Source organism: Ktedonobacter sp. SOSP1-85 (genome assembly GCF_016587415.1).
GTDB lineage: Bacteria > Chloroflexota > Ktedonobacteria > Ktedonobacterales > Ktedonobacteraceae > Ktedonobacter.
On record NZ_BNJI01000002.1, the window covers coordinates 1,355,402 to 1,376,680 of the forward strand.

Annotated in this window: 21 protein-coding genes and 1 pseudogene; 7 read left to right on the forward strand and 15 right to left on the reverse strand. The window is 52.2% G+C overall.

The window, feature by feature from the left end; translation table 11 throughout:
- Nucleotides 1-855: 855 nt before the first annotated feature.
- The 5 genes from KTE_RS34200 to KTE_RS34220 form a co-directional block, all read right to left on the reverse strand.
- The gene (locus KTE_RS34200) at nt 856-1,746 is read right to left on the reverse strand and encodes an alpha/beta fold hydrolase (RefSeq protein ID WP_201389606.1); all 891 of its coding nucleotides are present in this window, start codon (nt 1,744-1,746) and stop codon (nt 856-858) included.
- Between the two features lie 569 nt (nt 1,747-2,315).
- Nucleotides 2,316-2,483: a hypothetical protein gene (locus tag KTE_RS34205; RefSeq protein ID WP_201389608.1), complete on the reverse strand. Its 168-nt coding sequence runs from the start codon at nt 2,481-2,483 to the stop codon at nt 2,316-2,318.
- On the reverse strand, nt 2,484-2,705 hold the full coding sequence (locus tag KTE_RS34210) for a hypothetical protein (protein WP_201389610.1): 222 nt from the start codon (nt 2,703-2,705) through the stop codon (nt 2,484-2,486).
- A 257-nt stretch (nt 2,706-2,962) separates the two neighbouring features.
- Nucleotides 2,963-3,592 carry a GNAT family N-acetyltransferase gene (locus tag KTE_RS34215; RefSeq protein WP_201389612.1) on the reverse strand — a complete coding sequence of 210 codons (630 nt, stop codon included), beginning with the start codon at nt 3,590-3,592 and terminating at the stop codon, nt 2,963-2,965.
- 458 nt (nt 3,593-4,050) lie between these two features.
- Nucleotides 4,051-5,532 (reverse strand): PD40 domain-containing protein, encoded by a 1,482-nt coding sequence (locus KTE_RS34220; RefSeq protein WP_201389613.1) that lies wholly within the window; start codon nt 5,530-5,532, stop codon nt 4,051-4,053.
- Nucleotides 5,533-5,886: 354 nt separating this feature from the next.
- Between KTE_RS34220 and KTE_RS34225 the strand changes: the two genes are divergently transcribed.
- Nucleotides 5,887-6,360 (forward strand): MarR family winged helix-turn-helix transcriptional regulator, encoded by a 474-nt coding sequence (locus KTE_RS34225; RefSeq protein ID WP_374226836.1) that lies wholly within the window; start codon nt 5,887-5,889, stop codon nt 6,358-6,360.
- Between the two features lie 675 nt (nt 6,361-7,035).
- A complete protein-coding gene (locus KTE_RS34230) occupies nt 7,036-7,740 on the forward strand; it encodes a DinB family protein (RefSeq protein ID WP_201389617.1) in 705 nt (234 codons plus the stop codon).
- A gap of 202 nt (nt 7,741-7,942) precedes the next feature.
- On the opposite strand, the gene KTE_RS34235 is transcribed toward KTE_RS34230, so the two are convergent.
- The 3 genes from KTE_RS34235 to KTE_RS34245 all read right to left on the reverse strand — a co-directional run bounded on the left by KTE_RS34235 (nt 7,943) and on the right by KTE_RS34245 (nt 10,419).
- Nucleotides 7,943-8,431: a DinB family protein gene (locus tag KTE_RS34235; protein ID WP_201389618.1), complete on the reverse strand. Its 489-nt coding sequence runs from the start codon at nt 8,429-8,431 to the stop codon at nt 7,943-7,945.
- Between the two features lie 720 nt (nt 8,432-9,151).
- Nucleotides 9,152-9,922: a bifunctional 2-polyprenyl-6-hydroxyphenol methylase/3-demethylubiquinol 3-O-methyltransferase UbiG gene (locus KTE_RS34240; protein ID WP_236600792.1), complete on the reverse strand. Its 771-nt coding sequence runs from the start codon at nt 9,920-9,922 to the stop codon at nt 9,152-9,154.
- The gene (locus KTE_RS34245; protein WP_201389620.1) at nt 9,919-10,419 is read right to left on the reverse strand and encodes a hypothetical protein; all 501 of its coding nucleotides are present in this window, start codon (nt 10,417-10,419) and stop codon (nt 9,919-9,921) included. Before KTE_RS34245 ends, KTE_RS34240 begins: the two co-directional genes overlap by 4 nt.
- A 235-nt stretch (nt 10,420-10,654) precedes the next feature.
- Between KTE_RS34245 and KTE_RS34250 the strand changes: the two genes are divergently transcribed.
- Entirely contained in the window at nt 10,655-12,262 is a 1,608-nt protein-coding gene (locus KTE_RS34250) for an ISL3 family transposase (protein WP_201389622.1), read from the forward strand.
- 6 nt (nt 12,263-12,268) lie between these two features.
- On the opposite strand, the gene KTE_RS34255 is transcribed toward KTE_RS34250, so the two are convergent.
- The 3 genes from KTE_RS34255 to KTE_RS34265 form a co-directional block, all read right to left on the reverse strand.
- The gene (locus KTE_RS34255) at nt 12,269-12,787 is read right to left on the reverse strand and encodes an NUDIX hydrolase (protein WP_201389624.1); all 519 of its coding nucleotides are present in this window, start codon (nt 12,785-12,787) and stop codon (nt 12,269-12,271) included.
- Between the two features lie 263 nt (nt 12,788-13,050).
- Complete coding sequence (locus tag KTE_RS34260) at nt 13,051-13,434, reverse strand: nuclear transport factor 2 family protein (protein ID WP_201389626.1); 384 nt, start codon at nt 13,432-13,434, stop codon at nt 13,051-13,053.
- Between the two features lie 572 nt (nt 13,435-14,006).
- Nucleotides 14,007-14,906 (reverse strand): LysR family transcriptional regulator, encoded by a 900-nt coding sequence (locus tag KTE_RS34265; RefSeq protein ID WP_201389628.1) that lies wholly within the window; start codon nt 14,904-14,906, stop codon nt 14,007-14,009.
- A 167-nt stretch (nt 14,907-15,073) separates the two neighbouring features.
- Here KTE_RS34265 and KTE_RS34270 point away from each other — a divergent pair, with 167 nt between their 5' ends.
- The gene (locus tag KTE_RS34270; protein WP_201389631.1) at nt 15,074-16,018 is read left to right on the forward strand and encodes an aldo/keto reductase; all 945 of its coding nucleotides are present in this window, start codon (nt 15,074-15,076) and stop codon (nt 16,016-16,018) included.
- A gap of 111 nt (nt 16,019-16,129) precedes the next feature.
- Here KTE_RS34270 and tnpB read toward each other — a convergent pair.
- A pseudogene (tnpB, locus tag KTE_RS49995) lies at nt 16,130-17,312 on the reverse strand (IS200/IS605 family element RNA-guided endonuclease TnpB).
- A gap of 262 nt (nt 17,313-17,574) precedes the next feature.
- Nucleotides 17,575-17,829, reverse strand: coding sequence for a hypothetical protein (locus KTE_RS34280; protein WP_201389633.1), 255 nt, complete (start codon nt 17,827-17,829; stop codon nt 17,575-17,577).
- Between the two features lie 82 nt (nt 17,830-17,911).
- Between KTE_RS34280 and KTE_RS34285 the strand changes: the two genes are divergently transcribed.
- Nucleotides 17,912-18,337, forward strand: coding sequence for a hypothetical protein (locus KTE_RS34285; protein ID WP_201389635.1), 426 nt, complete (start codon nt 17,912-17,914; stop codon nt 18,335-18,337).
- A gap of 86 nt (nt 18,338-18,423) precedes the next feature.
- Here the strand turns inward: KTE_RS34285 and KTE_RS34290 are convergent, their stop codons facing one another.
- Entirely contained in the window at nt 18,424-19,587 is a 1,164-nt protein-coding gene (locus KTE_RS34290) for an RNA-guided endonuclease TnpB family protein (RefSeq protein ID WP_201389637.1), read from the reverse strand.
- 78 nt (nt 19,588-19,665) lie between these two features.
- Between KTE_RS34290 and KTE_RS34295 the strand changes: the two genes are divergently transcribed.
- Nucleotides 19,666-20,181: a DUF6585 family protein gene (locus tag KTE_RS34295; protein WP_201389638.1), complete on the forward strand. Its 516-nt coding sequence runs from the start codon at nt 19,666-19,668 to the stop codon at nt 20,179-20,181.
- A gap of 78 nt (nt 20,182-20,259) precedes the next feature.
- On the opposite strand, the gene KTE_RS34300 is transcribed toward KTE_RS34295, so the two are convergent.
- Nucleotides 20,260-20,745, reverse strand: a complete 486-nt coding sequence (locus KTE_RS34300) for a GNAT family N-acetyltransferase (RefSeq protein WP_201389640.1) — start codon at nt 20,743-20,745, stop codon at nt 20,260-20,262.
- 56 nt (nt 20,746-20,801) lie between these two features.
- Here KTE_RS34300 and KTE_RS34305 point away from each other — a divergent pair, with 56 nt between their 5' ends.
- Nucleotides 20,802-21,146: a hypothetical protein gene (locus KTE_RS34305; RefSeq protein ID WP_201389642.1), complete on the forward strand. Its 345-nt coding sequence runs from the start codon at nt 20,802-20,804 to the stop codon at nt 21,144-21,146.
- Nucleotides 21,147-21,279 lie beyond the last annotated feature (133 nt).

Below are 21,279 nucleotides of genomic sequence, written 5' to 3' on the forward strand. Positions count from 1 at the left end.
CGAGCATGTGTTGCAAGCGGTGGATTCCGGCTATCCCAGGGTTGAGATTATTCCCACGACTTGCGCAACGAGCTGCTAACCAGTAATTAGGAGGGACACCCCATACCCCGGCAGGAGGGTTTCCGGTAGTGTTGCAAAAAAATTAAAGCTCAGCAAATGGAAGTGCACACGACATATTTCATGAGGAAAAAGGTGCAGAATGCTCACCCTTTCTCTACGAAAATGATTCTTGTACCGTAATTACTTACTTCATTTTCTCGGTTCTAAATTTTTTGCAACACTACCGTTTTCGATGGCTTTTCTTCCCCTGGATTGGCTCTCCTTTTTCACTCACAGACTTTTGCGAAGTTTTGTTTTTGCTTCTACCGGTTATGGGCGTTCCTTGCAAACAATACGCCCCGACCAAAAACTCCTGAGAAGCTGGTGGTAAATAAGGCCAAGAGTGGTCAAGTTTTGAGGCCACGGGTGATCAATTAGCGCGAAGAGTGATCAACATAATCATTGCCGTTTGAAAAAGCGCTTCCTATCTAGCTTCTGCCCTCGGTATCTTGTAAATGAAGAACTAAGGTACGAGCGCAGCACGGCGTTCCAGCTCGCTCAAGTACGCAGTTGGTAAATGCCTGCCAAGTAAGCAAGGTTAGTAGTAAATTGGGTCAAACTCACACAGATTTTAGGGCGAAACCAAGGAAATCGGCGCGAAACCGAGGAATTGACCATTCATCGCCTGAGAACGCCGCTTCTGAAGCAGCTTGTTGTACGCTGTTTCTGTAAATTCGGGAGACCAGCATGTAAATTACGGGATTGTGATAGCGGAATTATACAAATTCCGCTATCACAATCCCGTAATTTACAGATTTATCGATCCGCATCGATGCTGTTGAAGAATTCGAGAAGAGCATCTGCCACCTTCTCGGGTGCCTCCAGAGCTGCATAGTGGCCAACGCCATCGAGGGAGACCGACCGGACTTGGCCCGATGCTACCTGGCTCATCGTTGCGAAGGTGAACTCACCGCCTCTGGCTCCGATTGCCAGCACAGGCATGCTCAGTTTGTGAGTGGCGACGAGAGCTGCAATGTCTGCGCCCTCCTGGAGCATCGACTGGTAGAGGCCAATCGCTCCGCGCCAGCCTGCGGGGCGGGAGTAGGTGCGTACGAACTCGTCGATGTCAGCTTCGGTGATCGCTCCTGGTGTCACGCTCATGGCTGGGAATACGAATTGTCCAAAGAACTCGCGCTCGCGGCCAGTGAGCAGCATCTCGGGAATATGCGGAGCGACAAGAACGCCGATGTACCAGGTACCCCCGTGTGTGACATCGGCCAGCCTCTCCGCGCCGAACCCGGGCAGGCCCGTCTCGATCGCGGTAAAGCTGAGCACGTCTTTCGGGTGGGTGGCCGCGAGGCGGAAGACGGTCGCCCCACTGATGTCCTGGCCTGTGAGATGTACTGGACCAACGCTGAGCTCTTCGATGAGAAGGTGCAGGTCTTCGGCAGAGGTCTTGCTGTCGTACGTACCAGGCCCGTTATCAGAGTCACCGAAACCACGCAGGTCGACAGCGAAGACACGGTGATTCTCGGCTAGCAGTGGAAGAAGTTTGCGAAAAGTCCACCACGTTTCAGGAAAGCCATGCACGAGTAAGACTGGAGAGCCAGTAGTCCCTGCTGATACGTAGTGAAGCTGTGTTCCGTTCACTTTTGCGTGATGATGCGAGATACCAGTCAGCGCAGCACCTATTTTATTGTCACTCATAAATCTCCCCTATAGTTTAATTCGACAACCAGGTTGTCTATTATCTATTGTCTATAATAGACAACCCGGTTGTCTTTGTCAAGCAGCATTGCCACGAGATACTAAACACTCAGCTTCAAAACTTCTGGTGAAGGAATAGAGCTTCAACGATACATGCTCACGTGATGAGAGATCTGATAGACGACACTATGCTGAAACGATATGTCAGGAAGTCCATGAAGCAACAAGCCTCGTTGCAACAAATAGCTGGTAAATTCCCTACAAAGTGAGCCAGTTTGGCCCTCAAACGTGGAATATTGCCCTCAATCTTGAGCATCAGGACACGCGTCCCCTGAACAAACTGCTTCTCATCTTGAGTATCAGCATGAAGTATTGAAAATACATCATCTGCGAGTTTTTCGATAGGGAGAACCTTCTTGCTGCCAGAACACGTGGAGACGCAGCCCATTGGCACTAGCGACAAGCGGCACGGATCTTGCCCGCGAGGTGTCCTTCTTGCCACGGAAGGTGCTGAGTCTCCTGGAGGTGTCCATTGGATCAAACTGGACGAGCATTGAGAAAACGCTGCATTACGCCCGGTTGGGACCGTACCAGAACGATGCCTCTGGTGCGACGAGCAGAGCAATCAGCACATACATGATGGAAACAAGCAGGAGGAACGTAGCTTCAGGAGCACCAAAAAAGGCCCCCCAAAATCCAAAGAAACCTAGCGCCCCACTGATGAGCGTGAGGCCCATCTACGCCCATTTCCGCTGGCTGATTTGTGTGGCGAAAAGAACGGTCCAGGCCGCAAAACCGAGCATAAAGCCGAGAAGAAAAAGCGGAAACCATACATAGAGGAGTGGGGGAGTGGGCCAGCCCGACCCAAAACAGTGGCCATCACACTCCGCCGAGACAATCGCTTGAAAGTACGCGCCGGGGAGGCCGAGCCCCATACTGAAGACCGTAAGGATCACCATGTTTTTTTTTGCGCATTGGAGGTATTCCTTTCACAGAGAGAATTCAGAGAAACAACATTGGCGATAATTGGTAAATACCCCACGAAGTGGACGGATTTGGCACGCAAACCTGAAACATTGCCCCGAATCTTGAGCACCGGGACAAACGTTCCTGGACCAACCCGCTTCTCGTCTGGCTTCTTTCACTGAGATTTTGTAAATTGGGGCGAAACAAGAGCTCGTGATCTGACGGTTAGTCATGCGGCGAGTGCGTTGCGTCACCGGAGCTCGCAGATGTAGGACCTGGCTGGCTTGCCGTTGAGCGTGAGCGAACCTCCAGCGACGAATCCGTTGTGTTCAAGTACTTTGCGCGAGGCCGGATTGTCCAGCGTGACCCTCGCACGCAGCCTGCTGAGTCTGTACTCTGTGGCGGCGAGCTCGCGCACCTTACGCACCACCGCTGTGGCCAGTCCTTGCCCCGCGGCCTTTTGCGCGATCCGGTACCCGAGTTCCGCCGACCCGTCTGCCACTTTGAACAGGTTCACCCGCCCCACCACCTCGCCGCCCTCGGCCACCAGCAGGTAGAAGTAATCCGTCCCAGCGGTCTGCGACGCGAGCAGTTGCGCATGCCGCGCGTCGAACTCGGCGAAGAACTCGTCCCCCCGATCCGGTATCACCGCCGCGAAGTAGGCCCGATTCTCCCGCTCGAACGCAAGCAGGGCAGGCGCGTGGTCGAGGCGGACCAACTGAAGGTCTGGCATGGGTCGTTGGAGGCGCGGCGTCGATTCCGACCCGGTTCCCTTATCCTCCTTCGATTCCGTGTGGGCGGGTTTCCCGCCCACGGCCTGCCTATCGATAAAGGAACATTCACCGACTTCTGGCGTGTCTCGTTCGTCTCGTTCTTTCATCTGTTTCTCCCTTTGTTCAATTTCTTCAATTTGGCCCTAGCGCGACGCGCGATGAACGACAATTATCCTCTAACCACGCTCCAGTCCGTTTTTCCAGTGGCTGACCAGCGCTCTTAGGGTCAATCAGTTCGTGATGCACGAACGCAATTTACAACTCCTCCAGGGAGGATATCAGATGAGAAGCGGGTTGGTCCAGGAACGTTTGTCCCGGTGCTCAAGATTCGGGGCAATGTTTCAGGTTTGCGGGCCAAATCCGTCCACTTCGTGGGGTATTTACCAATAGCGAAAGGATTTGAGAGGGGCAATTTGGAATACAGGGCAATCGCATCTAAATTCACAGCCCCAAAACCCGCTGAAGATAGTCCGTGCTCAAAGCCGCCTTGAGCCGCTTCGCTTTGATGCCGAGGCTAGCCGACTGCTCCTGTATCTTCGCATTTCCAGACGACCATGTCCCTTATTCACCGTCTGGTGAAACTGATGCTGCACGTGGGCGAAGCCTCTGCTTGGGCGAGGGCAAAGGTCTTTTTGACCTCCTGGTAAAGCGTGCCCTGATTCTTCTTCAGCGCCAGGGTATAGTCGCCTTCTTGATCGATGGTCTGCGCCGCAATCTCCGTTTGTGTGCCTATTACATCGATGGTGACTATGCATCTGACTATGAGTCGATTGTATAGACCCATAGCCCCATGGTATTGTTCGTTGCGGTATAAGCAGCTAATTGCCCCCCCATTGGGCGACCAGAGTAGATGCTCTAACATACGAGAAGGCTCTATGGACGCTAGTTCGACGCCATTGGCAGCGTCGTACCAATGAATTGCAGACGCCTGTGGACTCAGATCACTATCTCGCCGGGTATAATTCATTGCAGCCAGGAAGCGGCCATCGGGTGACCAGGTCAAGGTATTCGGATCATCCAATGAGCACGTGTAGATGACCTTGTCCGTTTCGAAATCTCTTACCTGAATAGTTGTTCTATCCAGAAAGACAAAATCTTCTTTTTGAAATAAGGCAAAACGCTGTGAATCTGGCGACCAAGTTGCCGGTAACCCGAGAACAAATACCTTGCTCTCCAACTTCGTTTTTCTGATGGGAAGATTATACATCCACATCTGTCTACTGTTCCCAAAACCTAGGTATTTGCTGTTGGGTGACCATTGGAGCCAATCATACCCTTCCACAAGCGGTTGCAAAACCTCTACGGTATTGAAAGTAGCCGCATGCCAGATGTGTAATGAATGGGTGTTAATCGGGGTGATACTCCCAGCCGATGCAAGAAAGGTGCCATCTGGAGACCACACCATCGTAAAACCTTCGACTGAGATGCTATCTCCTGATTGTTCCTGCTCATGCCTGTGATATGCTCCAACCAACATCCGTTTCTGGATATCATAGAGGTAGATCGTCCGGCCTGCTGTATACGCGAGCGTTCTGCCATCTGGAGACCAGGCAAGCGTAGATCGAAAATCCTGGGAAACAACGGCTGACCTCTTCTCTTTCTCTATCATCTGGACCTCGGCAAGCTTGCCACCCTGCCGACTCCAAAGACGTATTCCATCAGATGAAGCAAGAGCGAGCCATTTTCCGTCTGGCGACCAGGCCAAAGACTGATTCACGGCATTCGACCAAGCTGGTGATTGGTTGAGAGGGAATGAAGTATTCAGGATCATTGTATGTCCTTGTATATCCCAAACACGCACATCCTCCTGCTCGCCTGATTGCGTTAATGCGGCCAGAAACTGGCTATCAGGTGACCACCCTAATTGCTTGGGTGTTTGTGAGGGGAGATCAAAGGAGAAGCGCTCTTTAACTGATCTAAGAGATGGATGGGAGTTCTTCTGCTGAAGTACCATCCTCAGCATATTGCGCCCTACCACCCCTCCACCGAGAAATACGCTGCCTGTAACCAATCCTGCGATCACTATGTTTCTGCGTTTTTTGTCCATCAACATATTCCTGCTTTTCGTCAAACAATGGCTGTTTAGAGACGTTATACCATACGAAACGTGACTGGTCAGCCCATCATCGCATTTTTGAACATTACCAGTACAAGCTAGCTAGGGCTAGGGTGGTGTAACCGGACAAACAAGCCCTGAAAAGCCGCGCTCAACGAAGCAGAGGTCGGCCACAGTGAGGTCCATGTGGTATATTTATTCCTTTGCCTCTATCCATTCCCTGGCTCCCCGTTTTTGGCTCCTATTCTACCACCTCCTTTTTCAAAAAATTTTAGATGCGATTGCCCTGATTTGGAATATGGTAGCCTTGACGATCTCCGTTAGCTATGTTACTATCGGTAAACTATGTCTCGTTCAGGTGCTACTCTCACTATGCTTTTAATTGGCGGTTATCGTTCACTGGTGGACGCCGCGCACGTTGAGCTTGCCGCCCGCGGCTACGAGGATGTTCGTCCCGTTCACGATTTCGCAATTCGGGCTATTGCCTCGGGTGCTGACAACGCTTCAGAGCTAAGTCGGCGTCTAGCGGTCTCAAAACAAGCGGCGGCGAAAACCATTGGGGTACTTGAAAGGCGCGGATACGTTGTGCGTGAAGTAGATCCAGTAGACGCTCGCCGCAAACGCCTTTGTGTCACCGCACGCGGATTCGACATGCTGCGAGAAGCTGAAGAGATCTTTGATGAGTTACGCAATACATGGGCTCGGCAGATCGGTACCACCCAGCTCGAGGAAATAGAGAAACATCTGGCAGAGCTGGTTGGCACTGATCCCCTTCGCCTCGATACCTCAGGGTGGCTTGCACAAGACCTCGGCGAGTAGGTCTAGCGTGTAAAACGTTCTGAATACCACACACTTCCTGTACGAGGTCATAAAGGTCTTTGGATATGAACGGCTTATGCGATCCTTTAAACCTTTTTCCACTGCCTTCTGGATATTCAGGCCCCCAACATTTTTACTCCTCGTTTTCCCCACTAAGCATTGGCAAGAGAGCAGTGCGTATTGTCCGCCCTAGAAGCATGATGAGGAGTTATGTTTTTCTACATATAAAACTAACCGATGGGCTGTCAGCACCATTCCTGCTCATTCTCCATGTTCGGCTGCTATCTGATGCTGCTTCATCCAGTGGCTCAGATTTCGACGCGTAGTCCCATATTTCTTGGCAATCCAGGTCTTCGTCGCTCCGTTTGAGGAGTGCCGTGATTTCCACCTGATGCGCGTCCAGCTTGCTTTTGCCGACACCTCTGGGGCGGCCCAGCGGCATCCCTTGCTGTTTGCGAGCAGCTAGCGCCTCCGTGGTACGTTGGGAAATCAAGTCACGCTCAATTTCAGCGGCCATGGCAAAGGCTGTAAATTACGGGATTGTGATAGCGGAATTTGTATAATTCCGCTATCACAATCCCGTAATTTACACAAAGCGGGCCAAAATTGTCCTGTTACTGTGAGATACTTCTGGTAAGAGAAATGTATTGTTGCGAGACAAGAAAGGGTATTTCAATGATCTCACAGAATTTTAAGGCTATTGTCCTCGACCTTTTGCGGCAGGGGCGGCTCGATGAAGAAGCGTTTTGGCAGGGGATGAGCGAGACTGAGCGCGATGCGGATGGGACGTGGGAACGCTGGTCCGCTAAAGATCACATCGCTCATAGGACATTCTGGCGTCAGAACCTCATCCGGAAGTTGACGGCCCTTCTACAGCATCAGGACATACCATCGAGCGATGAGGATGAAGAACACCTGAACGCGACGACGTATGGGAAGCAACAGAAGCGCTCCGCGTCAGAGATTCAGGCGGACTCTGAGCGGACCTACGCCGAACTCTTTGCTTTGACCGAGCAACTGAGCGAAGACGATCTGACCTCCACGCGCTTCCCCAAAATTTCTGGAGAACATCCGCTGTATACAACCTTCCTTGGTGCTCTCTACGAGCACGAACAAGAGCATCTCGCACAGTACTATCTCGACCATAATGATCTCCCGAAGGCGATTGAGGTCCGTGAGAGGTGTGCTAGCAGAATCCTTCAGGCTCAGGTACCGCAATGGGTGAAAGGGTGGTTTCTCTATAATCTGGCCAGCTTCTACACGCAGCAGAACCAGTTGGAGAAAGCTCACGCTCTTCTCCTGGAAGCGTTGACATCCGCTCCCGAACTCGAAGAGCGCTCAAAGAGCGATCCCGACCTGGCTGCGTTACGCGGTAAATAGGGGTTTCTCCTGAGGATGCCCATGCTGACCTTTCGGATGTATATGAGCAGGGCGCATTGCCCACTTAACGCGAAGAGTCGAAATTGACCATCCAGCCCTGGAGAAATCGCTCCTCATCTGGTTTCTTTCCTCTTCATTCTGTTCATCACGATCTCATAGCTCATGTTCCTTTGCGGTCCTAACCAAAAGCTCTTGGAGGCCCTCACGAAAAGGCTCGGTGTAACTGCTTGAATTGCTTGTAGTGCGAACGCTCATGGGTAGCAAGCCATTCGGCGTAAAATTTTACTGTGCGAACGAGTGGCTTTCCGGCACCCGTTATCGTAGCAGTACGAGACCATGCGACGGCAGATAAGGATTCCAGCAGGGTCAGGAGTTCGGCACGTTGAGCAGTGTACGCCTGCAAGGAGGGCTCAAATTCCAAGGTGGGATAGTCCACCCCTTTGACCCAAGCCGACGGGTGGACGGCACGAAGAGTTGGCTGTTCCTCAACCAAGATTGCATGTATACACTGACCCCACACATCCGCACATGAACGCAGATGGGCCAATACGTCAGTAGCGGACCACGCTCCCCCATGCGGTAATGTGCGCAACTGCGCGGGCGATAGGTCGGAGGTGAGGGCTGCAATCCGTGTTGGCCCTTCGCCCAACAGGGAAAGGATTTTCTCGACAGGCAATTCTGCATGAGGCATGGGAGAGCGTCTCCTTTTTTGAAGAGATTTTATCACAGAATGAGTTCTCATCAAGAGCCAGGGCTAAGACAGTCAACTACGCCTCTCTTTTGGTGTAAATCACGGGATTATGATAGCGGAATTATACAAATTCCGCTATCATAATCCCGTGATTTACAGCATGCACGTTCAATCCTTCGGCCTTCTTCGGTCGAGAAGTGGCGGGAATTTCCCGATCATCTTGCCGTGAATTTACAAATGACGAGTATTGCGAGCCCCTTCTGGAGCCATATGTTCAGACAACCAATGCTCGATTCCTCGATTTCGCGCCGATTTCCTTGGTTTCGCCCTAAAATCCGCAGGAGTTTGGCCCAATTTACTAGTTAGCCCTCCAATGGTGTAAATATTGGAATTCGATGAGGTAATGCGCGACAATTATCTGAGGTAATTCTTCATCAAGAAAAATCGCTTCACAGGCCCTTCGGGCTTTTTCCATGGAAAGATTGCCTCAGAGAGTTCCCAAAAGAGTACCTCATCGAATTCCAATATTTACACCAATGGAAGCACTTGCTTTCCCATGTGAGCACTGAGACATATTGACTTGAGCAAACCGCTTCATACCTGGGGTATGAGGAGAGAAGAGTGGAAATAACGATGGGATCTCCACCCCTTACTCAAGCAGAAGTCAACAAGAGTAAAGTAGCAGCTTACGTAGTACTGGACCTCGTAAGCTTGCTCGTCTCATTGATGAGCAATAAAGACGAACTCTTGGCCGGGGCGGTCGGGGGCATCTCGAACCGCTTCCACCGTTAATTGAGCACGGGAAAGTGTCTCTGTAACTTCTGATTGAGTGCGGAACCGTAACGTTGACTCGGATGTCATTGTGCTCCCGTCCTTATGAAATACGTATATGCTGCGAAAAGAGACGAGCGGTAGCTGCACGTTCACCCAATCCACCCAGGACTCGACCGTGCCGATTTCAGGCGCTTCAATCGTCGTGTAGGTCTGCTCTCGGTTCAAGCCCTTCCATACTTCCTTATCTGGATTCCGCGTCTCAAAGACAAGCCTCCCATGCGGGCGAAGTGCATCGCGACACGCGCGAAGAGTCGCCATCCATTCCTCGTCCGTAACGAATACTTGTGCCACATTGCCAGTCATCGTGATGAGGTCAGCACTCAATCCTTGAAGCTGCTTTGCAGTACCCGTGATCCAACGAACTCGGTCGGCATACGCTTTCCGCTTCGCAACGCTCAACGAGGCGGCAGCCGGATCGATGCCAACGACCTCTTTTCCAAGTGCCGCAAGGCGACAGGCAAGATTCCCAGTTCCGCATCCCAAGTCAATAACAGAATGAGCGTGGAACTCATCTGCCATGGCTAGATATGGAGCAAGGTCTGGTCGATCCAATCCCTCGAAGAGGTCATAGAGTTCGGCAAGTTTAGGCTCGGCAAATACAGCGTCTGGCATTATGGTGACTCTGTTCTTTTGCTCCTTATCTACACGACAGTTCATACGTTTCCTTTATTTAAAAGAGGGACGACTGGTGACAAACGGCGAGCAGCCTCGGCTTTGGCAAGGTTGCGATCACTGCGTTTATCGTCTTCCATGCCCGCCTCGGCAATGAATGGCGTTCCGTCCGAAAGACGGCCTACCACATTGGGCAGATACTCGTGTGGTTTCCCCTCGAACGTGTAGCCAATGGCGAACGGCGCGTGCTTGGGGATCGGCAGTCGATAGGCTGCGGCAAACTGCGGGCCAATATCGCCACGTGCATAGCTGACCACTAGAGGATGGTACTCAAGCCACAAAAGTAATCGTTCTTCGAGCTGGCTACAGAATGGGAGCTTGACCGGTGCCGCCGCGCTGCTCAGCTTGAAGCTGGGAACCCACTCCGAAATGGAGCGGTTCGCGATTTTGAAGAGATCAATGCCTTCTGTAGCTGGCGAGCCTAATGGCGTCCCTCCTGTACGAGCAAAACCATCACCATCAGCTTGATGATACCCAGACACAATTTACAGTGCATGGAGGAAATATACCAGATGGAGAGCGCTTTTCCCAGGGACAAATGTACAGGTGATCACTCTTCGCGCTGATTGATCACCCGTGACCTCAAAACTTGACCACTCTTGGGGTCTTCCGCTGGTTTGGTGAATCCGCTCACTTGCAAAAAGTACATTTGACAGGTAATGATATATTCCTGATGAAAATAATCCTCGTTGTTACCTCATGAGGAGCTTGGTCTTGATGGAAGTGCCATCCTTGCTCTCGCTTCCCGAAGGCTTGTGTATTGAGTGGATACATCCGCAAGGTACTGATCTTTCGGTTGGAGTGGTTTCAGTGCGCCCCTCTTCTTGCTGCCCGCTGTGTGCTCAAGCTTCATCGCAGGTCCACAGCCAGTATCAGCGGACGCTGCGTGATGTCCCTTGCGGAGGGCGCTCAGTTGTCCTTCGCCTCTCTGTCCGCAAGTTCTTCTGCCGTAATCCTGATTGCCCTCGAAGAATCTTTACCGAAAGGCTTCCTCCCTTTGTTCAGCCCCATGCGCAGGTGACGACCCGGCTGTTTGAAGCAGCGCAGGCCATCGGACTTGCTACGAGTGGGGAATTGGGAACACGTCTCGCTGGCCTTATCGGAATACACACGTCACCCACTACCATGCTTCGCCGTATCATGGCCCTTGCCCCATGCTTCACCCCACAGGTTTCCTACTTAGGAATAGACGACTGGTCATTTCGCCGTAGGCGAAAGTATGGGACGATTCTTGTGGACTTAACCACCCACACCATTATTGATCTGCTCCCGGATCGTCGTGTTGAGACATCCGCAGCTTGGATGCGAAGTCACCCAGAAATCGAGATAGTAAGCCGTGACCGAGGTGAAGATTATGCAGCAGCAACTCGACTCGGCGCTCCTCAAGCCACTCAGTGTGCGGATCGGTTTCATGTGCTCAAAAACCTCGGTGAGGATCTGGAGGGAGTTCTGGCACGCCATCTGGCTGCACATCGGACCCGCTTGGCTGAGGAATCAAGAGCCACCCCTCTCGAAACTTTGCACCCCATCCATCCGCCGAAGCTGAAGCCGAAGCAAGCCGAGCTGAGTTGGGCGAAGCGAGAGGAGCGCTTGGCGAAATACGAGCAAATTGTCACCTTACGCCAACAGGGCTTGTCGCAGACCGCTATCGCTGAGCGGGTAGGAGTCGCCCATTCTACCGTCTCGCGGTGGTTGCGTTGTGGCGCATTCCCAGAACAACAACCGCGCCCACGAAAGATGGAGCTGGATTCACACCTGTCCTATCTTCGCCAATGTTGGGAAGCTGGCTGTCACAATATTGCTCAGTTGTATCGAGAACTCGTCGCCCGTGGCTACACTCACTCCTACTGGTCAGTCTATGAGCAGCTGGTCCGTTTCCTTCCAGAGGGAAGAAAGAATCAAGAGACTCCCGAGCAGCTTCCGCATCCTCCGGTACTCGCACGGCAGGCAGTGTTCCTTTTTCTTCGCCGCCCTGACGACCTTGAGGCAGACGAACAAGAAACGCTAGCCCAGCTTCGGTCTCTGCACTCCGAAGTTGATCAGGCGTATGAGTTGGTCCAACAGTTTGCTCAGATGTTGCGGACGCGCACCGGAGAACAGCTCGACGCCTGGCTTGAGAAAGTGAGAGCCAGCCAGATCAGCGAGTTGCAGCGTTTTGTGGCAAGCATCGAACGTGACAAAACGGCAGTCGTCGCAGGGCTGACTCTTCCCCTCAGCAATGGAGTCGTCGAAGGAAAAGTGAACAAACTCAAGCTGATTAAAAGGATGGGATTTGGGAGGACAGGATTCCCACTGCTGCGCCAGCGCGTGCTCCATGCTCTGTAGTGATGCTCAAACGTTGCTTACGATCTTTTGAGTGTAGACCGTTCCGACACCTGCTTCTCCAGAGAGCCATCGACGTAGTGGCTCACAATCATACCAGTCAAGCACGCTCAAAAGTTCAAGCACTTCTTGTTCACCCCTCCACTGGGCTTGCTGCACCAGCCCATCGGGATCTTGTGGGTGTATCTCTCCAGTCACTTCGCAAGAAAAATGAAAGGCGAAACCAGCTTCACGCAGGCCTTGTTCAGTCTCCCGAAACAGTTGAACAACAAAGGCCAAGACAGGCGTTCCTTCGAGCTGCAAACCCGTTTCTTCACGCAATTCTCTTTGCAATGCGTCTACCAGCCCTTCTCCTGCCTCTACCACGCCACCAGGTAACCACCAGGAAAGATGATCACTCCCATGGTGCTTCACTAACAGACATTTTCCATCACGTCTTGCTAATGCCAATGCAGTATGCTGATAAGCCATTGATGGTTCTTCTCCTATACTCTTTTCTTTGTATAGTAGGCCCATTTTGCATTTCAAGCAAACTTTTTTCGTATGAAAGACGAATGGACAGTAAAACTCCCTCTTTCAAGTTGCAAGCTAGTGAGCGGATTCACCAAACCAGCGGAAGACCCGAATGTTCGACAATTTTTAAGGTCAATGATGGGAATTTTGGGCCAATCATGGGAATGAACCATCTCTCAAGATGCAAATCCGCACCAGAAGGGCTGTTACACGCATGCAAGCGCGTAAATTCGCGGAAGAACAGACAGCCATTTTTAGCTCCTCATTGTTTTCCTGAACTATTTCTCCTGATGCTCGACCCACTGAGCTCGCCAGGCAGGTGGCTCGAACGGATCAGCAAAGTACTGTGTCTCGTGGGCAACTTTGCCATCGCAAAACTCCATAATGCTAACGGTTTGCGTTGGCTGCTCGTTATAGCTGAGCACATACTCGGTGATCCAGAGATCGCCGCTGCCAAGGATGCGCCGGATGGTGAAGCCCAGCTTCGCCGGGTGATGTCCGCGAAGGGCCTGAATGTTGTGGCGACCACGGATTCGCTCGCCCGACTGAGGATACTCGACCAGGACATCATCGTGATAGATCTCGTGTTCCGCTTCAATGTCGCCAGCCGCAGAGGCTGCCCAGTGCCGATCCAGGGCTGTCCGAATGTCTTGGTTTTCCATGGTTTTTTCCCTTTCGCTCGTACAAAGCAACATGTATCTCCTGTGAGGATGCCACAGTGCCATATGCGTATGAAGGCTAGAGATATATATCGACATACTTTCTTGTGTGCGTAGTTCAACGACCGTTCTACAGAGGCGCAGGCGAATACCTTGAGGGGCAAGCGTCAGGGCTATTGCATTCTCCCTGAACTCTCTCTAACCATGTTGCCCCTGAAATCACGAACGTTGGAAATGGCCCTACAATGGCGTCAGGTAAGAGCATGGATGGATAACCTCCTCGGTAAGATGGGTTTTGAGCAACTTCTATCTTACTTCAGTGGCTGCTTCATGCCTCCTCTCTTAGCATAAATGTACAAAGTTAAGCTAAGGCCCCGAAGTGGACAAGAGCCCGCAATGTTGGGATGTACACAGCAATCCTCGTGAGGCATGTGAAGCGCTCAAACGGCTTCTCATGCTCATCTCTCTCAGAGAGAAAGAAAAGAGCGCTCATCGTCGTCAGTACGTCTCTCACCAGGAAGCCCGGCGCAGAAGCAGAGGAGAGAGACTGTCTATGCCGTGATGGAAGACACGCATCATGCCAGGGAGAGGCGAGCAAAATAATCAATGACAAACTGGCGGAATTGCAGTGCCGCCATTGAGAGGCGACGATCGGTCAGCCAGGAGAGTCCGATCGTACGCTGACACTTCGGCTCTGAAATCGGCATTTGGATGATGGCTGGATCGACTAATCCGTGCCAGGAAATCGCTGGCGCAAAAGCGATGCCTTGCTCCGCTCTGATCAATCCTCGAATCGTCGAGGGGTCGTCACTTTCAAAAACGATCCTGGGACGAAAGCCAGCCTGTTGGCAGAAACTATCGGTCAGTTCACGCCAGCCGTTCCCTGGCTGCATGTTGATAAAGGCTTCCTGGGCAACCTCCTGCAGACGAATCTGGGAGCGCCGGGCCAACGGGTGGGCTGAGGGAAAAGCAAGCCAAATATCCTCAGTCAGCAGGGGAACGCTGGTGATGCCCGGCTGTTGGAGTGGAGGAGAGGAGATACACAGGTCACATGTTCCCCTGGCAAGGTGCTGCACCAGGCTGGTGACGGAATTGGCCTGATGCCCCGAGAGCAAAAAATGAACGCCCGGGTGATCTTTGCGAAAGGCGCTGAGCAGATCTGGAAGCAGGTGGGTTGCCACATGCATCGCGAGCCCAATCTGTCCTTGCCTGCCATCCGCGAGATCGCTCAGGTCACGCCTGCCCAGTTCAAGTTCCTCGAAGATGCGCTCAACGCGCTGGACATACGCCTGACCAAAGTGATTCAGGCGTATGTTTCGCCCCAGACGGTCAAATAAAGGCACGCCCAACTCTTCCTCCAAGCGAGCAATGGTCTGGCTGAGAGGGGGTTGGGCAATCCCCAACTCATCCGCTGCACGGGTCATGTGCTCCAATCGTGCAACGGTCAGGAAATATTTGAGCTGCAAGAGTTCCACCGTTTCTCTCCTTTTTCATACTATATAATATATGATAGCGATATTATACTATATATTGGACGGTATGAAAAAGCGATGGTATATTCTTCTCAAGAGAAACAAACTTAGAACGTCTCTTCGTCAATTACAGTGCACACGCTCAGTAGCATGCCAGAAAGAAGCTCTAAATGACATTCGATCGCTCTTCTGAACTTCGATTTGAAACAATACCGCTCAACTTCGGAAGCGGAAAGATTCCATCTCTCGGCTTTGGCACATTGATCCCGGACGCGATCGAGACAAGACGTGCGACCAGAAGCGCCTTGGAAGTCGGATTTCGACACTTCGATTGTGCCGAACGATATGGGAATGAGCGAGAGGTAGGCGAAGCATTGCAGGCAAAACTCAAGGCTGACGGAATCACGCGGGAGGATCTTTTTATCACCACAAAGCTATGGAATACCAACCATCGTCCGGAGCGTGTTGAGCGGGCGTTTGAGGCGAGTCGGAACAGGCTCGGAATCAGTTTCATAGATCTCTACCTCGTTCACACTCCATTTGCGTTTCGACCGGGGGACGACTATGACCCACGGGATGAACATGGCAATATCCTTTACGACGAAGGCGTGAGTCTCATCGACACCTGGCGGGCTATGGAAAGTCTCGTTGACGATGGCAAGTGCGGAGCCATTGGATTGTCTGATATCCGTCTCCAAGAACTCGTGCGCATTTACAATTCTGCGAGGATTAAACCTGCCGTTGTTCAGGTTGAATCGCATCCTTATTTTCCACAAACAGAGTTGTTGGAATTCTGCAAACAGAAGGGCATTGTGTTCTTGGCATTTGCTCCCTTAGGTCATGGAACAAGGCCGGGCCCTCTCGATGACCCGGCAATTTTGGCAATCGCAAAGGAAGTCAACCAAACCCCAGCACAGATTCTGCTCGCCTGGGCAATCCAACGTGGCACGGCAGTTCTCACCACTGCGAAGACACCAGCCCGCGCTCAGGAAAACTTCAACATCCGCGCTATTCCAAAGACCGCTTTTGACAAGATCAACCAAATCCAAACTAGACAGAGACTCAATGCGGTAGTGGAGACCGGGATTCCGGGTTTCATTCCGAAGCGAAGCTGAACTATTTGGCCCAGTGCTACGTAAGCTGCTACGAAGTGCAAAGTAGCATGCATCAAGAGCTTGCGATGAATTGACATCCTCCCCATGGCTAAAGCCAGGGGATTCCTCGAGTCACCTCGAGGGGTTCCTGCTTCGCGGAGTCTTGCCCAAACGAGCCAAAACCCGTCCAGGTCTTACGGACTCTCCACAGGCGTTAAGGACCGTGAGCCCCACGGTCACAATATTCTTGGCAGCATTGATGTCGCGGTCATGGTGGACACCACACCCTGGACAGTCCCATTGACGAACATCAAGCGGTAAGGAGGTGAGAATATGCCCACACGCGAAACACCGTTTACTGGAGGGATACCACTTGTCGATCTTGACCACGTTGCGACCGTACCAGTCGGCTTTGTATTCCAGTTGGGACACAAACTCGGACCACCCCACATCACTGATGGCTTTGCTGAGGGTCGGGTGCTTGACCATGTTCTTGACCTGCAAGCTCTCTACGCAGATCGTTTGGTTCTCACGGATCAGGCGAGTCGAGAGCTTGTGCAGAAAGTCACGGCGACGATCAGCGATACGGGCGTGAAGACGTGCGACCTTGAGACGTGCTTTGTCTCGATTCTTCGACCCCTTTTTCTTCCTGGCATGGCGGCGTTGGGCTTTCGCCAACTTCTTCTCATCCTTGTGAAAGAATCTGGGATTGCCCACGACTTCGCCCGTGGAGAGGACGACAAAGGACTTCAAGCCAAGGTCAGCACCAATTGCCTGCTCATTGGCAGGCAATTGGGCAATCTCGTCTTCCACCAGGATGCTGATGCGCGTAGCGGCCAGCACAGTCTTTGGAGATGGTGACACTCGAAGGGGGGGCGTCTTTTGGCAGAGGGCGCGACCAGCGTATATCAAGGGGCTCACTCATCTTGGCAAGGGTGAGACAGCCCTTGCGCCAGGTGAAGGCATTGGCGGTATAGGTCGCGGATTGGGTGTTCCGTTTCTTGTGGAAGGCAGGATATTTGGCACGCCCTTCAAAGAAATTGAGAAACGCTTTGTCCAGGTGACGAAGAGCCTGCTGCAAGGGCACACTAGAAACCTCATTCAACCAGTGGGTCTCTTCTTGCTGTTTCAGCTCAGTCAGCAAGAGGCTCAGATCTTTGTAATAGAGGCGTCGCTGCTCGTTGTAATAGGCATCAGTTTTCTTGCGCAAGGCCCAGTTATAGATGAAGCGACAGCACCCAAAGGTCTGAGCAAGGATCTGCTGTTGTTGTGCTGTGGGGTACACCCGGTACTTGAACGCGCGTTTCTGTTTCATGCATTACATTATAGCATATAAGATGTAAAGATACAACAATGTGCACCACCCTATCCACCTCATAAAAGGAACGCGCCATTCATCCCCATGTTTCAAAAACAGGGGTCTTCTGGCGCGGTTTGATAAGGACATCCCTCAGCAAGGAGTTGGATCTTAATGGTTCGAGTCGAACCACGAAAAGTTCGAGCGTGAGCTTACAACGCTGCTCTGGCCGGGGGCATGTGAGACGATTCGGGCAGGCCAAACGCTGAATTTTGGTTGGCTATCGCTCGATGCGCGAGGTATTCAGGTTGACGAAACACATCAAACATTCTCCCAACCTGCTAAAGTGCCAAACACTCAAACGATAAACCCTGCCATGAGGGTGGCGCTGTACCAACTGGACCGCAAGCAGGTTTTGCGTGGTGTGTGTATCCAGCGTGAGGAACGCTTCCTCCCCTGGAGCGAGCTTGATCTGACCTGGATCGACGAGAGCAAAAGCACCCTCATCATAAGTCGCAGGGGCCAATGTAAGCACTGGGCAATTGCTCCTCTCTATCACATCACTAATGCTGCTCTCTGCTTGCGTTTGATGGACCAACTCATACGTGAGAAAGCACATGAACTTGCTTAACGACAGTGATACTAAGAGAAAGAACGTAAATATGATCGATCACTCTGTACAGCTTAACCTCTCGCAAGCGCATGAGACCGCTCACCTGGGGGCTCTTACGAAAGTCCATGGCATGCGCAAAATGAAGCTCTCGGAGAAAATCGCGTTTGGGAGTTTGAGTGCGCTTTTTCTGGCGTGTGTGGGTGTCATGATTTGGGCTGAATTTTTCCTTTTTCCGGGGTCTGTTGGCGATATGTGGTCGTTTTCGCCATTTGATGCCATGGTATCTCTGGGGTGGCCGTTACTCGTGGTCGGTATCCAGCTTGGTATCCTCTACTTTACTTTGCATGATCATAAAATACTGCTCACACCCCTGCATCAGAGGATAAGCATCCATCTTTACACGGAAGGCTTCCTGCTCCAATTAATGTAGTAAAACGTATGCAAGCATAGCTCTACGACACCTTTTGTTGTTCCTGTTTCATCCGTAGGAGCCTCAAGGCTGAAGCCTTTTTGGTCTTACCCCGCGTCCGCAGGCAAGTTTACGTCCTCGTCTGAGCCAATACCGGTGACGACTTGGTCAATGAGCCCGATCAAGTGAAGGGCTTCCCGCAGGATATTCTGGCTCACATTATGATCGCGATCTTGCGGGAACTGAAAATAGGGGCATGATGGATTCTGGCAGACAAAGGTGCGATCTTTGAGCGTCATCGCTTCCCACTTCCAGCCGCAGCAGTGGCAGATCTTACTCGAAGGAAAGAAGCGTCCCACCTTGATCACCTGTCCACCCCGCTGCTCTCCCTTCGCCCCGAGCAGGGAGAGCAGATTGCCCAATGCTGCGTCAGAGAACGAACGAGACAGCCGCCGATTCTTGAGCAGTCCCTTGAGGTTGAGGTCTTCGATGCCAATGCTTCCATAGCAATTGGCAAGCTTGGTGGTGAGCTTGTGGAGCACATCATCTCTCAGAGAGGTAATACGATAATGGAGTCGTGCCACCTGTCTACGCGCTTTCTCGCGGTTTTTTGATCCCGGTTTGCGGCGATGCAGTCGCTTATTGGCCTGACGCAATTTTTTGAGCGCCGTTTTGAGGAAGGCTTGGTTCTCGACTCCCTCTCCTGTACTCAAGGTGGCCAATCGGTTCAGTCCGACATCGATACCAACAGCGGCTGGTTTCTTCGTCGGGATCGCATCTGGGAGTTCGACCTGGAGAGACACAAACCACCAGTCTGCTGTTTTCGTGATGCGTGCTCCGGTCACGCGACCTTTGAAGCGTAGATTTTCCGCCATGTTGACCCATCCGAGCTTAGGAACCCACAGGCGGTGATCCCCCACCTCGAATTGATCGTTGGCAAGGTAAAAGGAGGCTTTGTTTTGTTTCTTGCTCTTGAACTTGGGGCGTTTGGCTTTGCCTTCAAAAAACGCGGTGAAGGCTTTTCCTAGATCGAGAAAGGGCTGATCTGAGGCGTTCTTCGTCACCTCCCATGTCCAGGGGAATTGCACCCGCCGGATCGCGTTGAATTGCTTCTTGAGTTTCAAGGCAGTGGGTTTCTCCCCGGCTTCGTATTGGCGGTTCCATTCGGCCAGCGCCCAATTCCACACAAAGCGAGCAACGCCTGCGGCACGAGCAAGGGCGTTGGCCTGCTCAGGTGCGGGATGCAGTCTGATCTTATGGGCGCGAATCATGCAGTTCTGCTCTTTCTCTTGCCTACTATTTTTTCAAGTATAGGACAAACGTTCTCATCTGTCAAGAAGCTCGAAAGTGTGGCGTCTTGCCCATGGTTGATCCCTTTTTCCCACTTTTTGGGGAACAGTTGCATTCTCTATCGAGAGGGACGCAAGCGACAGATCGTTGCCTGGGAGCAGGTCAGGTTTATCCAGAGACAGGTCGCATACATATGGGGAAAGCCGCAGGGCTTTTATCTGGTGCAACTTGTAGATGGCTCACAGATAGCGCCAGGGTTGCTTATCGCGGATATTGAAGAGCTGGGTGACGCGATTGAGCAAGAGATGACTCGACTGTTTCTGCCCACATTCCTGGCTGACTATGAGGCGGGTAAACCCCTTGTCTTTCCAGGGCTCTGCATTACCAATCAGTATATAAGTAGCAGCGAGGAGAAAATTCCTTGGATCCAGGTAGAGCAGTTCGAGGTGAGCAGCGAGAAGTTAGTTATCAGTGAGCGAGGCTCATCTCAAGCCCGGCTTTCGCTCCCGGTTCAGCAGATCCCCAACCTCTGCGTCCTGCTTGCGCTGTTAGAGCATATTGGGAAGCATGTTTGAGTCTTTTGGGAAGGTGCGCCAGCACCTCCCTGATCCTTTCGAAGAGAGCGTTTTTATTGGGGAGTTCGCTCGCGCCATTCATGCACGAGCAGAGAATAGGTGGCCGGCCATATCGATCAGCTGGCCTTCATGCTCCCAGCTTTTGCGACGGACGCCTTCAAAGGTAAAGCCCAAGCGCTCTGCAACGGCACGTGAGCGGCTGTTGCGCACATCAGCTTGGAGACCTACGCGATTGACGTGGAGGAGATCAAAGGCATAGTGCAGCATAGCTTTAAGTGCCCGCGTCATCAAACCTCGCCCTGTGGCACCTTGACCGAGCCAGTAACCAACCTCGGTTGAGCGGATGTGAGGATCGATAGGAAAAAAGAGAATACCACCAACCATACGCCCATTGAGCCAGATCCCCACCCAGGGAATACCGTCATCGCAGAAGCGTATGAGGCCGCGTTTGATGAAATTCTGCGCATCCTCCAAGGTCCGTATAGTTGTGCCCCAGCCCAGCCATTCAGCAAGGTAAACACGATTCTCAGCAACAAATGCAAGAAACTCAGGAGCATGACGCATCTCAAGAATTTGCAGGGACGCTCCATCACCTAATCCCTCTTTTGTCAGGGGAAGTCATGGAAGAGGCTGGTCTGGATCTGCACCAGGCTCAGGAAGTACGTTTTGCCGGACTGGTTAGCTGGCCGGTCTCGACGGATCTCACCGGAGCACGTATGGGCATGTACGCCTTTCTGGCGCGCCTGACTCCTGATTATCCGCTCTGGCCTGATCGTGTCACAGAGGAAGGCGTCCTGTCCTGGAAGGTGTTAGACTGGGTGTGTGATCAGAATAATCCCCTGGTTGTGAATAATATCCCCCACTTTTTGCCCATGATGCTGGCTGAGCAACAATCGCAGGAGTACTGCTGCTCTGCTCACAATGGGCGTGTGCAAATGGTGATCAGTGCTTTATCGACGCAGTGATCACCACTGATCTGCGCCAAAGCAACAGGTTTCAGCTACGCTCTGCGTTCTGGGCAGGAGCCTGGCGATCCCCTTTTCACAGAGACGCGGAGCGACCTTCAGTTACCATTCATCCCTGAGAGCCCAGACAAGC